This is a genomic window from Microbacterium sp. CH12i, from assembly GCF_000685355.1.
Classification (GTDB): domain Bacteria; phylum Actinomycetota; class Actinomycetes; order Actinomycetales; family Microbacteriaceae; genus Microbacterium.
In genome coordinates this window covers 109,805-123,276 of sequence record NZ_JHET01000002.1, presented here as the reverse complement: position 1 = coordinate 123,276, position 13,472 = coordinate 109,805, and the positions used below count along the sequence as shown (strand labels likewise).

Sequence of the window (13,472 nt, the reverse complement as noted above, 5' to 3'; positions counted from 1 at the left end):
CATGAGCATCCCTATTCGTCTCGGTACCCGTCGCAGCGCTCTTGCCCAGGCACAGTCTGGGCACGTTGCTGCTGCACTCGAAAAAGTCACCGGCCGCAGGGTCGAACTCGTCCCCATCGTTTCTGAGGGCGACACCAACCGCGCGTCACTCTCGGTGATCGGCGGGCTCGGCATCTTCGCCACGCGTCTTCGCGAAGCGCTGCTGGCGGGGGAGTGCGACTTCCTCGTGCACTCGCTCAAAGATCTGCCGACGGCGGTGCCCGATGGTCTGCTGATTGCGGCGACTCCCATCAGGGAAGATGCCCGCGACGTTGCGATTACACGCGACGGCACGCCACTGCACAAACTTCATGCAGGCGCCAAGATCGGTACTGGTTCACCGCGCCGCATCGCGCAGGTACATCGTCGCGCGCCGCGCGCGGAGGTCGTCGACATCCGCGGCAATGTCGACTCGCGTCTCGCTCGAGTCGAGTCCGGCGAGCTCGACGCCGTGATTCTGGCGGCGGCCGGACTATCGCGCCTCGGTTCCGACACCACACTCGCCAAGGAGTATCTGGGTCTTGACGAATGGCCGACGGCGCCAGGACAGGGCGCTTGGCAATCGAAACCACGGCGGATGCCCCGGCTGAACTTCTCGAGGCGCTCGCCGAACTCGAGGATGAGCAGACCCGCCTCGCGATCACCGTTGAGCGCGGAATCCTGGAGGGTCTGGATGCCGGATGCCAAGCGCCGATGGCCGCGCACGCGGTAGTCGACGGCGATGAAGTTCGAGTGCGCACGATCGTCTACGCGCCGGAAGGTGAGCGTCGGATTGGGCTCGACGTCACTGAATCCCTGAACGGGGGGTATATTCGTCTGAACGGCAGTGGCAATGGAGCGGATGCTGCCGATGGTGCGTACCCGAATCACGCAGCACGTGAGATCGGACTTTCTGTCGCCCGTCGGCTGCTCGAACAAGGGGCGGCCGAACTCGTCTCCCGAGAGCAATCCTGATGACTACACCCGAAACGAATCATGAGAAGCCGCTGACCGGCTGGCGCGTCCTCGTGCCGCGCGGCGGCCCCTGGGGCGACGGTGTTGCTGCGAGCCTTCGCTCGCAGGGCGCTATCCCCGTCGTCGCACCATTGATCAACTTCGGCCCGACCAATGACCAGGCCGCCCTCGACGACGCACTCGCCAAGCTCTCCGCCGGAGAATTCGACTGGCTGACGGTCACGAGCGCGACAACCGTCGATGTGCTCTTCGCGCACCGGGCCAGCATCCCCAAGTCGACGAAGATCGCCGCGGTCGGCGAGACCACCGCCGCTGCCCTCCAGTCGGTCGGCTACGAGGTCACGCTCGTCCCAGAGGAAGACAATTCAGCCGAGGGAATGGCCGAGCAGCTTATTGCGCTTGAACCAGAACCACGACGCATCCTGACGCTCCGCAGTGAGATCGCTAAGCCCGTATTGACGCGCTCGCTCATCGCAGCCGGACACAATGTGTCGAGCGTTGTCGCCTACCGCACGGTCGGCGTGCCCGTGACCGACCGCATCCGTCGCGATGTTGATAGTGGCCGGATCAACGCGATTCTCATCACGAGTGGATCGGTCGCCCAGCAGGTGCGCGAACAGTTCCCCCAGATTCCGGACGAGACGTTGCTTGCTGCCATCGGACCGCGAACGGCGAAGGATGCCCGCAAGGCCGGCTTGCCGGTCACCGTCGTCGCGGACAAGCAGACGGTCGACGCGCTCATCGATGCCGTCGCGCACTTCACTCTGCCGCACGCCGCGGACGAGTTCGCACCGTGAGTAGCTTCCCCGAAATCCGCCCGCGTCGGCTTCGCCAGTCGCCGGCGGTGCGCAACCTCGTGCGCGAGACTTCACTCGAGCCTCGCCACCTGGTGCTGCCGATGTTCGTCCGTGAAGGCATTGCTGAGGCTGTGCCGATCAGCTCTATGCCCGGTGTCCACCAACACACGCTCGACTCGCTGCGACGCGCTGCCGTCGATGCCGCAGACGCAGGCGTGGGTGGCGTGATGCTGTTCGGCGTGCCCGCGGTGCGCGACGCCGTCGGCTCTGGGGCGGATGACCCGAACGGCATCCTGAACGTCGCGACTGCCGCGCTCATCGAAGAAGTCGGCGATGCTCTCGTCGTGCAGACAGACCTCTGCCTCGATGAGTTCACCGATCACGGTCATTGCGGCGTGCTCGACGCCCACGGCGCAGTAGACAACGATGCAACCCTGGAGCGGTACGTCTCGATGGCAATCGCGCAGGCGCGCGCAGGCTCTCACCTGCTGGGTCTATCCGGAATGATGGACGGCCAGGTCACCGCGATTCGCCGCGGGCTGGATGCCGAAGGCTTCACTGACACCCTCATTCTCGGTTACGCGGCGAAGTACGCCAGCGCCTTCTACGGCCCGTTCCGCGAGGCCGTCGACTCGCAGCTGCAGGGCGATCGCCGCGCCTACCAGCTCGATCCGGGCAATCGGCGCGAAGGCCTTCGTGAGGCACTCATCGATGAGGCCGAGGGCGCGGACATCGTGATGGTGAAGCCGGCCATGGGCTTCCTGGACGTCCTCCGCGAGGTGCGCGATGCCGTCCATATTCCGGTTTGGGCATATCAGATCTCTGGTGAGTACGCGATGATCGAGGCAGCCGCGGCAAACGGCTGGATCGACCGCCGCGCGGCCGTGCTGGAGTCGCTTCTTTCCATCCGTCGCGCCGGCGCTGACGCCGTATTGACCTACTGGGCTACGGAAGCTGCACGCTGGCTTCGCGACTGACCTTGGTTTCCTGAACGGAGAACACCATGACCGATCGCAACGATGAACTGTTCTCCGCCGCGCGCGCGGTGACGCCCGGCGGCGTGAACTCACCGGTGCGCGCCTACGGTTCAGTGGGCGGAACGCCCCGATTCCTGGCATCCGCTAAGGGCGCCACTGTGACGGATGCCGCGGGTATCGAGTACATCGATCTCGTGGCCTCGTGGGGTCCGGCGCTGCTCGGCCACGCGCATCCGGACGTCGTCGCCGCAGTGCAGGATGCAGCGACCCGCGGCCTCTCGTTCGGCGCTCCGACCGCAGGTGAAGTGCAGCTGGCCACCCAGATCGCCCAACGGGTGCGGGTCGGCGATCTCGCGCCCGTGGAGCGTGTGCGTCTTGTTTCGACCGGCACCGAGGCGACGATGACGGCGATCCGTCTCGCGCGCGGTGCCACCGGCCGTGACCTGCTGGTGAAGTTCGCCGGCCACTACCACGTCACTCGGACGGGCTCCTTGCCGAAGCCGGCTCCGGCGTCGCGACGATGGGACTGCCCGGCTCGGCCGGTGTCCCTGCGGCTATCGCCGCGCAAACGCTTGTCATCCCGTACAACGATCGCGCTGCGCTCGAAGCGGTGTTCGCCGAACACGGCGACCGCATCGCCGCCGTCATCGTCGAAGCAGCGGCTGCGAACATGGGCGTTGTCGCCCCCGAACCCGGCTTCAATCGCTTTATCGCCGATACTGCGCACGCACACGGCGCGCTGATGATTCTCGATGAGGTGCTCACCGGGTTCCGTGTGCACCACGCCGGATTCTGGGCGCTGCAGGTGTCGACCGGCGAGGTGTACATGCCGGACATCATCACCTTTGGCAAGGTCATCGGCGGTGGGATGCCGCTCGCTGCTCTCGGTGGTCGCGCAGACATCATGGACCTGCTGGCACCCGCCGGCCCCGTCTATCAGGCGGGCACGCTGTCGGGAAACCCACTGTCGGTCGCCGCCGGGCTCGCGACGCTGTTGCGGGCCACCCCCAAGATCTACGCCAGGGTGGATGCCGCAGCCACGCGTATCGCCGATGCCCTGGACCGCGCACTCACCGAGGCCGGAGTTGTGCACGCCATTCCGCGAGCAGGCAACCTCTTCGGCGTCGGCTTCGCCGCTCATGCGCCCCGCAACTATGCCGAGGCTCAGGCGCAGGAAGCGTTCCGCTACCCGCCGTTCTTCCACGCGATGCGTGAGCAGGGCGTGGCGCTGCCGCCGAGTGTCTTCGAGGCCTGGTTCCTCACCGCCGCTCACGATGACGCTGCTCTGTCGCACATTGAGCGTGCACTTCCGGCCGCGGCGGCTGCCGCAGCATCCGCTAGTCGTTCATAACTCCTCCAGAACTAGCGGTAGCGCGCCAGATCCCGCCGGAACAGGGTCCGAAGCGCCCATTTTGGAGGAGTTATGAACAGGATTGTTGCGGTCCTGTGAGGAAGTCGCAGACAGTTTCCAGGGCGACGCTGGCAGACTGGACGAATGGTGACCTTGCTCCTGGATCAGACGCAGCTTGAAGTTGTGCTCTCACCCCTTGAGCGCGCCGCGACGTTCCATCGCGAGAACCTGCGGATCGCGCGCGACACGATCACCAAGGTGCAGCTCACTGACGATGCGTGGACATGGATCCGCGGCGTCCCGGGGCCCGGCACCCACATTCCTGGCATCCTCGCTGGCGGTACGTGGAAGGCTGCAGCCACGACCGACTTCGTGCTGATCCGTCGACGTCGGCCGAGCGTTGTCATCGACCTCGAAGGCGACGACGATTTTCAGCGACTCGTCCTCACTACCAGGCATGGGCTCGCCCTTACGCAGGCACTCCGTTTGGATGTCTCGACAGAGCCCGCTGACGTCGTTGAAATCGTCAGTACTGCGCCGATCCCGGTGGTCACGGGGCGTCAGCGGCCGGTCATCCGACCGCGACCGGCGTGATTTCAGTGGTGTTCGTGTTCTGAGGAGCGTTCCTCAGGGACGACCTCGATCACGCGTGTTGCATCGACATCGTCCTGCTCTGAAACGTCAGAGTCAGAGCAGGATGCAGGCTCAACGTCGGAAGCCTCAATCTCTTCATCGACAGCGGGCACGTGCGCATTGAACAAGCTGGCCACAGCGGCGAGGCCTGCGATCCCGGGGAGGGGACGTTCCTCTTCCTGCGGTTCCTCGGTGGGCTCCGCAGGCTCGGCGGCCTCGGTGGGCTCAGGTGTCTCGGCAGACTCGGTTGCTTCGCCGGACGCCTCCTGCGGTGCTTCGAACGGCTCAACGACCTCTGCCGCAGCATCCGCCACGACCGGCGCAGCCGCGCGCACGTAACGGTCGTTCACGAGATCAAGGAAGACATCTTCGAGCGTCGGCCCGCGCTGCTGCAGAGTGGTCAGCGCAACGCCTGCACGGGCGGTGACTGCGCCGATCGTCGCGGCGTCGCTACCGCGCACGGTAAGGCCCGAGCGGAGAACCTCGAACTCGAACCCCGCACCGCGAAGGGCCTGAGAGAGCGCGGGTCGATCTGCCGCATCCACCACGACGGGTCCGCTGCTCGGGTCGGCAAGGTCTTCCATGGTGCCGGCAAACTTCAGTTCGCCATGGGCGATGACGAGAATCTCGTCGGCGGTCTGCTCGACCTCTGACAGCACATGCGACGACACCAGCACCGTGCGCCCCTCATCGGCGAGGCCACGGATCAGAGTGCGCATCCAGCGGATGCCCTCGGGGTCGAGACCATTCGCTGGTTCGTCCAGCACGAGCACACCAGGATCGCCCATCAGGGCGGTGGCGGCGCTCAGGCGCTGACGCATTCCGAGCGAGAGAGCAGCGATGCGAGTGTCGACGTCATCGCCGAGACCAACGAAAGAGATAAGTTCGCCGACGCGCGACAACTCGACGCCGTTCGTCTTGGCCACAGTGATGAGGTGACGCTCGACGGTGCGACGGGAGCGGAAACCGGGGTCTTCGAGCATGGAGCCGATGACGCGAGCGGGGTTGCGCAACTCCGAGAAGCGCTTGCCGCCGATCTTGGTGGTGCCGATAGTCGGGCGCTCGAGTCCGAGCAGCATCCGCAGGGTCGTCGTCTTACCTGCACCGTTCGGGCCAAGGAAGCCTGTCACGACACCGGGATTGACGCGTGCGGAGAGGTCCGACACCGCGGCGACAGCGCCGAAGCGCTTCGTCACATGGTCGAACTCGATCAGCTGTCCGTCGGGCATCCGCGACCTTTCATGAATGGGCGTTCTTCCTATCTTGCCGGAAATCACGCAGAATCTCGCCTTGAGGCTGTGCGCAACGTGTATAACGGGCCGATGTAACGTGGCATACGTGACTGATATCGACGCGGCATCCCCGGTTCTGGTTCGCACCGAGGGGTCGCTGGGGCGCCTGACGCTGAATCGTCCGAAGGCGATCAACGCGCTCGATATCGAGATGATCGGCCTGCTTACCGCCGCGCTTGATGCCTGGCGTGATGACAGCGATATCGACATCATCCTCATCGACGGTGCGGGCGATCGCGGCCTCTGCGCTGGTGGTGATGTGCGGGCGCTGTATGACCAGATCATTGCCGGTCATCCAGAGCGCACGGTCGACTTCTTCCGCGCCGAGTACGCACTCAACCTCATGATCGCCGAGTATCCGAAGACCGTCGTCGCTTTCGCGGACGGAATCACTATGGGCGGCGGGATCGGACTCGCAGGCCATGCCGCGATTCGCGTTGTCACCGAACGCAGCCGCCTCGCCATGCCTGAGACTCGCATCGGCTTCACCCCCGCGTCGGCGGCACCTACCTGCTCGGGCGTGCCCCCGGCAGGCTCGGCGAATACCTCGGGCTCACCGGCACCGTGATGGCGGGATCGGATGCCATCTACGCGGGCTTCGCGGATCACTACGTGCGCTCAGCGCACCTTGACGAGCTGCGTGAAGCGCTCGCACGACGCGCCGACCCGACCAGCCCTACTGAACTCGTGCTGCTGTTCGATGAGACCCCAGAGCCTTCTTCGCTCGTAGACGAGCGCGATTGGATCGACGAGGTATTCTCCGCCGACACCGTCGGGGAGGTCGCGCAGCGGCTCTCCGATCGGGCGGAGCCCGCGGCATCCGCCACTGCGGCAACGCTCGCCGAACTCGCGCCGACGGGCCTTGCCGTCACGCTGGATGCTGTCCGCGAAGCGCGCGAGGGAGACCTGAAGACAGCGTTAGAGGGCGAATATCGGCGGGTGATCTGGTTTGGCACGCATCACCCCGACCTCGTCGAAGGAATTCGCGCGCAACTGGTCGACAAGGATCGTGCACCGAAATGGCAGCCTCCAACGATCCGAGAGCTGGCGCCGGACGCAACGGCCGCCGCCCGCACGTTCGTACCAGAGGTCGCGCTGTTCGACTGAACTACCGGCGCACGAGGTTGCTGTACGGAGTGCAGGATCCGCAGCATGACCGGTGATGCGTTCGCCCTGAGCGGATAAACCTGCTGCGCAGTTTCGGATGTCCGAAGTTCGTGGCACTCTTTTTGTGGCCCACTCGGCCCTTCTCCCGCAAGGACTCCCTCATGCTCGGAAAACTCCTCTTCCGTTACCTCTCAAAATATCGTTGGCTGCTGCTGGGCGTACTGCTCTTCCAGTTCGCCAGCGCCCTCGCCACGCTGTACTTGCCGCGGCTAAACGCCGACATCATCAACAAGGGTGTCGCCCAGGCTGACACCGGCTACATCTGGCGCACCGGCGGCTTCATGCTCGTCGTCTCGCTCGGCCAGATCGTCTGCTCGGTCATCGCCACCTACTTCGCGGCCAAGGCCGCCATGAGCGTCGGCCGCGACATCCGCGCCGACGTCTTCTCCCGCGTGAGCGGTTTCTCAGAGCGCGAGGTGTCGCAGTTCGGCGCCGGCTCGCTGATCACCCGCAACACCAACGATGTGCAGCAGGTGCAGATGCTGGCGATGATGGGCGCGACGATGTTCGTCACAGCCCCGCTGCTGGCCATCGGCGGCATCATCATGGCCGTGCAGCAAGACGTCGGGTTGAGCTGGTTGATCGCTGTCTCGGTGCCGGCGCTGCTGATCGTCGCTGTACTCATCATCGGTCGCATGGTTCCGCTGTTCCGCCGCAACCAGAAGCAGCTCGATGCGATCAACCGCGTCATGCGCGAGCAGCTCACGGGTGTGCGGGTGGTGCGAGCGTTCGTCCGCGAACCGATCGAAGAAGCGCGCTTCCGCGACACGAACACCGAACTGATGATTCTCGGGCGCAAGATCGGCTCGCTCTTCGTGCTGCTCTTCCCGGTGTTCATGCTCATCCTCAACATCACCGTCGTCGGAGTGATCTGGTTCGGCGGCATCGAGATCAACGCGGGCAACGTCGAGGTCGGCACCCTGTTCGCATTCATGCAGTACATCGGCCAGATCATGATGGGCGTGATCATGTCGAGCTTCATGGCGATGATGATTCCGCGCGCTGCCGTCTCGGCCGAGCGCGTCGGCGAAGTACTCGACGCCGAGTCGAGCCTGCACCGGACCGAGAACGGTGTCGTCGACTTCAGCAACCCGGGCGCAGTTGTGCTCGAAGACGTCGAGTTCACCTATCCTGGCGCCGAGTCTCCGGTGCTCTCCGGCATCACGTTCGCCGCAAACAAGGGCGAGACGGTCGCGATCGTCGGCTCCACCGGCGCAGGCAAGAGCACGCTCGTCACTTTGATCCCACGGCTGTTCGACGTCACCGGCGGTTCCGTGCGCGTCAATGGCACTGATGTTCGTGAGGCTGACGTCGAAGCCTTGTGGAAGAGTATCGGCCTGGTGCCGCAGCGGCCGTTCCTGTTCACTGGAACCGTGGCGTCGAACCTGCGGTACGGGCGAGAGGAAGCCACCGATGAAGATCTCTGGCACGCGCTCGAGATCGCACAGGGCCGCGACTTCGTCGAAGAGATGCCAGATGGTCTCGAGTCGCGCATCTCGCAGGGCGGCACGAACGTGTCCGGCGGTCAGCGCCAGCGTCTCGCGATAGCGAGGGCGATCGTGCATCAGCCAGAGATCCTCATCTTCGACGACTCATTCTCGGCGCTTGACCTCACGACAGACGCGAGGCTGAGACAGGCCCTGTGGCGAGAACTGCCGGAGGTGACGAAGATCGTCGTCGCGCAGCGCGTGTCGAGCATCATGGATGCCGACCGCATCGTGGTACTCGACGGTGGCACCATGGTCGGCGTCGGCACTCATGATGAACTGCTGGCCTCGAACGAGACCTATCGAGAGATCGTCGAATCGCAGCTGGGGGTCGACGCATGAGCACGCCAGAACAGCTGACTGCAGAAGAGCAGTACGAGGCAGAGCTCGCCGATACGGCGCGCAGGGACGCAGGCGGATGGGACGCACCCGCCGCAGGCAAGGCCGACAACTTCGGCAAGAGCTTCCGGCGGATGATCGGCCTGCTCAAGCCCTCCGCTCTCGCGTTCGTCTTCGTCTCGATCCTCGGTGCGATCGGCGTCGTGCTGACGGTTGCCGCACCGAAGGTGCTGGGTGAAGCGACCAACATCATCTACGAGGGCTTCATCTCGAAGACTCTCGGCGACAGCGGCGTTCCCGCCGGTGCCTCGCAAAAGCAGGTCGTCGATCTGCTCCGTTCGCAAGGTCAAGACGACTTCGCCAACATGGTTGCCGCCTTTACCGACTTCCAGGTCGCGCCGGCATCGACTTCGAGCGACTGCGTTGGATCATCGTTTCGGTGCTCGCCATCTACGTCGGCGCCGCATTGTTGACCTGGATCCAGGGCTACGTCATAAACGTCATCATGGTGCGCACGATGTGGCGTCTGCGTGAATCCGTCGAGGCGAAGATCAACCGTCTGCCGCTGTCGTACTTCGACAAGGTGCAGCGCGGTGAGCTGATCTCGCGAGTCACGAACGACATCGACAACATCACCACTGCGATGCAGCAGTCCCTCTCCGGTGCATTGACCTCCGTGCTCACCGTCGTCGGCGTGCTGGTGATGATGTTCTCCATCTCGTGGCAGCTCGCTCTCGTCGCTCTCGTCGCGTTGCCGCTCATGGGCGTCATCTTCGGGGTCATCGGTCCGCGCTCGCAGAAGGCCTTCGGCTCGCAGTGGCGCAAGGTCGGCCGTCTCACGCGCAGGTGGAAGAAGCATTCTCCGGCCACGCGCTCGTGAAGGTGTACGGCCGCGAGAAAGATGCGCTCGACAAGTTCCAGGTCGAGAACGAAGAGCTGTTCCAGGCGAGCTTCAAGGCGCAGTTCCTGTCGGGAATCATCATGCCAGCCATGACCTTCGTCGGCAGCCTGACCTATGTCGGCATCGCTGTGCTCGGCGGCCTTATGGTCGCGAGCGGCCAGCTTCGCCTCGGTGACGTGCAGGCGTTCATCCAGTACTCGCAGCAGTTCACGCAGCCGCTGAGCGAACTGGGTGGCATGGCGGCTGTCGTGCAGTCCGGCACGGCCTCCGCCGAGCGCGTGTTCGACTTCCTCGACGCCGATGAGCAGGAGCCGGATGCTGCGGATGCACCGGCCCTCGCCGACGGCAAGGGTGTTATCGAGTTCGAGCACGTGTCGTTCTCGTACACGCCAGAGCGTCCGCTGATCAACGACCTCTCGTTCCGGGTGGAGCCCGGTCAGACGGTCGCGATCGTCGGACCTACCGGTGCCGGAAAGACGACGCTGGTGAACCTCATCATGCGCTTCTACGAGCTCAGCGGCGGTCGTATCCTGCTCGACGGACAGGACATCTCGAAGGTGACCCGATCCGAGTTGCGCTCGCGCACGGGCATGGTGCTGCAGGACCCGTGGCTGTTCGCCGGTTCCATCCTGGAGAACATCCGCTACGGCCGTGCCGACGCGACCGATGAGGAAGTGTTCGAGGCAGCGAAGGCGACGTACGTCGACCGGTTCGTGCATGCGCTGCCCGAGGGGTACGAAACAGTCCTCGAAGAGGATGCGGCGAACGTGTCTGCCGGCGAGCGTCAGCTCATCACGATCGCGCGAGCATTCGTGGCGAAGCCGTCGATCCTCATCCTCGATGAAGCGACGAGCGCCGTCGACACTCGAACCGAGCTGCTGCTGCAGCACGCCATGGCGGCGCTGCGACAGGGGCGCACCTCGTTCGTGATCGCGCACCGTTTGTCGACGATCCGCGACGCTGACCTCATCCTCGTGATGGAGCACGGCGACATCGTGGAGAAGGGCTCGCACAACGAGCTCATCGAGGCGCAGGGCGCGTACTGGCGCCTGTATCAGTCGCAGTTCGAGCAGGCGGCAACAGACATCGACGCCGAGGAAGTGATGACCGGGTCTATCCCCGTCACGCCGACCGGTGCGGCCACTGACGAAATCACCGCAGAGGCAGAGGCGGCCACTCAAGCGGAGGAGCGAGCCGAGCTCTGAGCATCAGAAACAGCGGCCAGCTGCTGGTCAGTTGGCCGCTGTGATGCCGAGCAGCTCGAGCGGGTGCGTGAGACGCCACCACGGGCTCGGACCCTCAATGTCGCTGGCGAGGGAGACATCGACGGCGACTGCATCCAACGGTCCGCTCACATTCAATGTTCCGACAGCGTCGCCATCAGCGCGCTGATCACCGAAGTCAAACTGCACGGCGGCGGTCGCTGCAGCGCCGTTCCACAGCACCACGCTCGCATCATCGTCGACAACGACATCCGCCTGCTCGCCCCACGGGGTGTTCACTTGGCCGACGAGGGTGCCCGCCGATACGGCTGGCGAGACGGTGTTCAGCTCGGCTTCCACACCCGCAAGGAGCGATCGCGTCACAGCGAGACGCTCGTCATCGGTGCTCTGGTTCAACACTGATGAATACAGTCGCACGACCGTGCCGTCAGCGAGCGTGACGTCTTTCGCCGTGAGCAGGCTCGAGCCGACGAGAGTTCCGGTCTTGATGCCCAGCACACCCGGGTCTGCCAGCATGCCGTTCGTGTTCGTGACCAAACCCGCGCCGGGAAGCTCAACGCTCGTCGTGCCGACGATCTCGGCGAACACCGGGTTCTGCATGGCCCGCTCAGCGAGATTCAGCAGCGCTTCCGGGGTCGCGACGTTTCCTTCGGAGACCCGGACGGTGTCACGATGGTGATTCCGGTCAGGCCGCGAGCCGCGAGCCACGTCGCGGCTGCGTCGGCAAACTGGGCGTCGGAGCCCCAGATGTCGCGCGCGAGTCGATCGACGTAGTTATTGGCGGATCCGAGCAGCGTGCCCTGAAGCATCTGGTACTCGGTCAACACGCCGCCCACCGGAACGTCGAGCGCGGACTGGTCGCCGCGGCGGTAGTCCCAGTAGTTCACGCTGTCGCTGTAGGTGAACGAGAATTCCGGCCCCTGCTCGCCCGGCTGCAGCGGCATCCGATCCAGCACCATCAGGCTGGTGACGACTTTGGTCAAGCTGGCGATCGATGCGGCATCGGGAGTCGAAGCCATCGAGGAAATACCGGCAACACTCACCCCGGCGCTTCCTGTTGTCGGCCATATCGGCGCAGCAGCCACTGACGGGGCGGTGTCAAACTCGATTGCTTGCACTGTCGGGGGGACCTCGTGGAGCGGCCACAGCAGCATCGTCGCGGAGTAACCGATGACGAGTGCGGCAAGCGTGCCGAGCGGCAAGAGCCACCGCCCGTGTAGGAGAGCCGGACGAAACCGCGCGTCCGCAAGGAGGCTAGGTTCGGTGTCTTCCGTGGCCGCGGCGTCGAGGTCGGCGGGGTGGGTGGATTCCTCGACATCGTCGGCATCGATCCAAGTGAGCGCGGTAGCCGGACGCACGGCGTCAGCCCACTGTGCCTCAAATTCCGTGTCGTCGGACGGCAAGGAGGGGGGACGCACCGAGTCCACCGGCCCCGTGCGTGCGCGCATGGCGCGGCGGGTGAGCGTGCCCGTATCGGGCGTCGCGTCGTCAGGGGTCACCTGCATACGCTATCGAATCCGCTCACCTTCGTGCGTTTCGGCGCGAGGACGCCGGTGTGAGTAAGATCGTCAACACAACCACGGGAGTCCGGCGAGCCGGGCTGAGAGGGAGCGATAAGCGCTTCGACCGTCGAACCTGATCTGGGTAATGCCAGCGCAGGGAGGAGTTCAAATGAGTACGTCTACAGGTGTGTCCGCGTCCGTTCAGGGCGGCACGCAGAGCCCATGGCGCTGGCGCGTCGTTGACATCGTCGTCGCTGCTGTTCTCGGTGTCGCGATCGGTCTCGCGTTCTGGGGTTGGAACACGATCGGCTACGCCTGGTTCAGCGCGGCGGATGCACTGACTCCCGGTTTCGGAGGCATTGCCGTTGGTATCTGGTTGCTCGGCGGTGTCGTCGGCGGACTCGTCGTTCGCAAGCCCGGCGCCGCGCTCGTCGTCGAGCTCGTCGCGGCAATCGTGTCGATGCTGATCGGCAACGTCTGGGGCATCTCCACGATCCTCTCCGGAGCCGTGCAGGGGCTCGGGGCAGAGATCATCTTCGCTTTGTTCCTCTACCGTCGCTTCGGCCTCCCCGTCGCTGTCCTTGCCGGCATTGGTGCCGGTGTCGCTGCCTGGGTCTTCGAGCTGTTCTACGGCAGCAGCCCGAACATCCTCAAGTCGCTTGAGTTCAACTCGATCTATCTCGTGTGCACCGCAATATCGGGCGCCATCCTCGCCGGTCTCGTCGGTTGGCTGCTGGTGCGTGCTCTTGCCACAACCGGTGCACTCAGCCGATTCGCCGCCGGCCGAGAACTCGTGCGCGAGGTCTGAAC

Annotated in this window: 10 protein-coding genes, 3 pseudogenes and 1 riboswitch; of the genes and pseudogenes, 10 read left to right on the top strand and 3 right to left on the bottom strand. The window is 64.7% G+C overall.

Annotation, left to right across the window (positions count from 1 at the left end; all coding sequences use genetic code 11):
- The first annotated feature begins 1 nt into the window (after position 1).
- The 6 genes and pseudogenes from hemC (at position 2) to DC31_RS02340 (ending at position 4,712) form a co-directional block, all read left to right on the top strand.
- The gene (hemC, locus tag DC31_RS02360) at positions 2 to 751 is read left to right on the top strand and encodes a hydroxymethylbilane synthase (protein WP_235201276.1); all 750 of its coding nucleotides are present in this window, start codon (positions 2 to 4) and stop codon (positions 749 to 751) included.
- Positions 733 to 993: a hypothetical protein gene (locus DC31_RS18995; protein ID WP_235201275.1), complete on the top strand. Its 261-nt coding sequence runs from the start codon at positions 733 to 735 to the stop codon at positions 991 to 993. Before hemC ends, DC31_RS18995 begins: the two co-directional genes overlap by 19 nt.
- Positions 993 to 1,790, top strand: a complete 798-nt coding sequence (locus DC31_RS02355; protein ID WP_036276515.1) for a uroporphyrinogen-III synthase — start codon at positions 993 to 995, stop codon at positions 1,788 to 1,790. Before DC31_RS18995 ends, DC31_RS02355 begins: the two co-directional genes overlap by 1 nt.
- On the top strand, positions 1,787 to 2,767 hold the full coding sequence (gene hemB / locus DC31_RS02350) for a porphobilinogen synthase (protein ID WP_081813686.1): 981 nt from the start codon (positions 1,787 to 1,789) through the stop codon (positions 2,765 to 2,767). Before DC31_RS02355 ends, hemB begins: the two co-directional genes overlap by 4 nt.
- 26 nt (positions 2,768 to 2,793) lie before the next feature.
- Positions 2,794 to 4,118, top strand: a pseudogene (locus DC31_RS02345) (glutamate-1-semialdehyde 2,1-aminomutase).
- A 144-nt stretch (positions 4,119 to 4,262) separates the two neighbouring features.
- Positions 4,263 to 4,712, top strand: coding sequence for a hypothetical protein (locus DC31_RS02340; protein WP_036276512.1), 450 nt, complete (start codon positions 4,263 to 4,265; stop codon positions 4,710 to 4,712).
- Positions 4,713 to 4,714: 2 nt separating this feature from the next.
- On the opposite strand, the gene DC31_RS02335 is transcribed toward DC31_RS02340, so the two are convergent.
- The gene (locus DC31_RS02335) at positions 4,715 to 5,980 is read right to left on the bottom strand and encodes an ABC transporter ATP-binding protein (protein WP_051606331.1); all 1,266 of its coding nucleotides are present in this window, start codon (positions 5,978 to 5,980) and stop codon (positions 4,715 to 4,717) included.
- A 16-nt stretch (positions 5,981 to 5,996) separates the two neighbouring features.
- Here DC31_RS02335 and DC31_RS20440 point away from each other — a divergent pair.
- The 3 genes and pseudogenes from DC31_RS20440 to DC31_RS02320 all read left to right on the top strand — a co-directional run bounded on the left by DC31_RS20440 (position 5,997) and on the right by DC31_RS02320 (position 11,142).
- A pseudogene (locus tag DC31_RS20440) lies at positions 5,997 to 7,150 on the top strand (enoyl-CoA hydratase/isomerase family protein).
- Between the two features lie 161 nt (positions 7,151 to 7,311).
- Positions 7,312 to 9,039, top strand: a complete 1,728-nt coding sequence (locus tag DC31_RS02325; protein WP_036276509.1) for an ABC transporter ATP-binding protein — start codon at positions 7,312 to 7,314, stop codon at positions 9,037 to 9,039.
- Positions 9,036 to 11,142, top strand: a pseudogene (locus DC31_RS02320) (ABC transporter ATP-binding protein). Before DC31_RS02325 ends, DC31_RS02320 begins: the two are co-directional and overlap by 4 nt.
- A gap of 27 nt (positions 11,143 to 11,169) precedes the next feature.
- Here the strand turns inward: DC31_RS02320 and DC31_RS16765 are convergent.
- Both DC31_RS16765 and DC31_RS16760 read right to left on the bottom strand, forming a co-directional pair.
- Entirely contained in the window at positions 11,170 to 11,760 is a 591-nt protein-coding gene (locus DC31_RS16765; protein ID WP_051606330.1) for a hypothetical protein, read from the bottom strand.
- 17 nt (positions 11,761 to 11,777) lie between these two features.
- Positions 11,778 to 12,659 carry a hypothetical protein gene (locus DC31_RS16760; RefSeq protein WP_160173193.1) on the bottom strand — a complete coding sequence of 294 codons (882 nt, stop codon included), beginning with the start codon at positions 12,657 to 12,659 and terminating at the stop codon, positions 11,778 to 11,780.
- 70 nt (positions 12,660 to 12,729) lie between these two features.
- A riboswitch (TPP riboswitch) is annotated at positions 12,730 to 12,841 on the top strand.
- Between DC31_RS16760 and DC31_RS02310 the strand changes: the two genes are divergently transcribed.
- Positions 12,832 to 13,470 (top strand): ECF transporter S component, encoded by a 639-nt coding sequence (locus tag DC31_RS02310; protein ID WP_036276507.1) that lies wholly within the window; start codon positions 12,832 to 12,834, stop codon positions 13,468 to 13,470. Its footprint overlaps the riboswitch before it by 10 nt.
- Positions 13,471 to 13,472: the final 2 nt, after the last annotated feature.

Bases quoted from the DNA above. Each gene is read 5' to 3' on its own strand.
- hemC (WP_235201276.1), top strand. From the start codon at position 2: ATGAGCATCCCTATTCGTCTCGGTACCCGTCGCAGCGCTCTTGCCCAG.
- DC31_RS18995 (WP_235201275.1), top strand. From the start codon at position 733: ATGGCCGCGCACGCGGTAGTCGACGGCGATGAAGTTCGAGTGCGCACG.
- DC31_RS02355 (WP_036276515.1), top strand. From the start codon at position 993: ATGACTACACCCGAAACGAATCATGAGAAGCCGCTGACCGGCTGGCGC.
- DC31_RS02340 (WP_036276512.1), top strand. From the start codon at position 4,263: ATGGTGACCTTGCTCCTGGATCAGACGCAGCTTGAAGTTGTGCTCTCA.
- DC31_RS02335 (WP_051606331.1), bottom strand. From the start codon at position 5,980: ATGCCCGACGGACAGCTGATCGAGTTCGACCATGTGACGAAGCGCTTC.
- DC31_RS02325 (WP_036276509.1), top strand. From the start codon at position 7,312: ATGCTCGGAAAACTCCTCTTCCGTTACCTCTCAAAATATCGTTGGCTG.
- DC31_RS16765 (WP_051606330.1), bottom strand. From the start codon at position 11,760: ATGCAGAACCCGGTGTTCGCCGAGATCGTCGGCACGACGAGCGTTGAG.
- DC31_RS02310 (WP_036276507.1), top strand. From the start codon at position 12,832: ATGAGTACGTCTACAGGTGTGTCCGCGTCCGTTCAGGGCGGCACGCAG.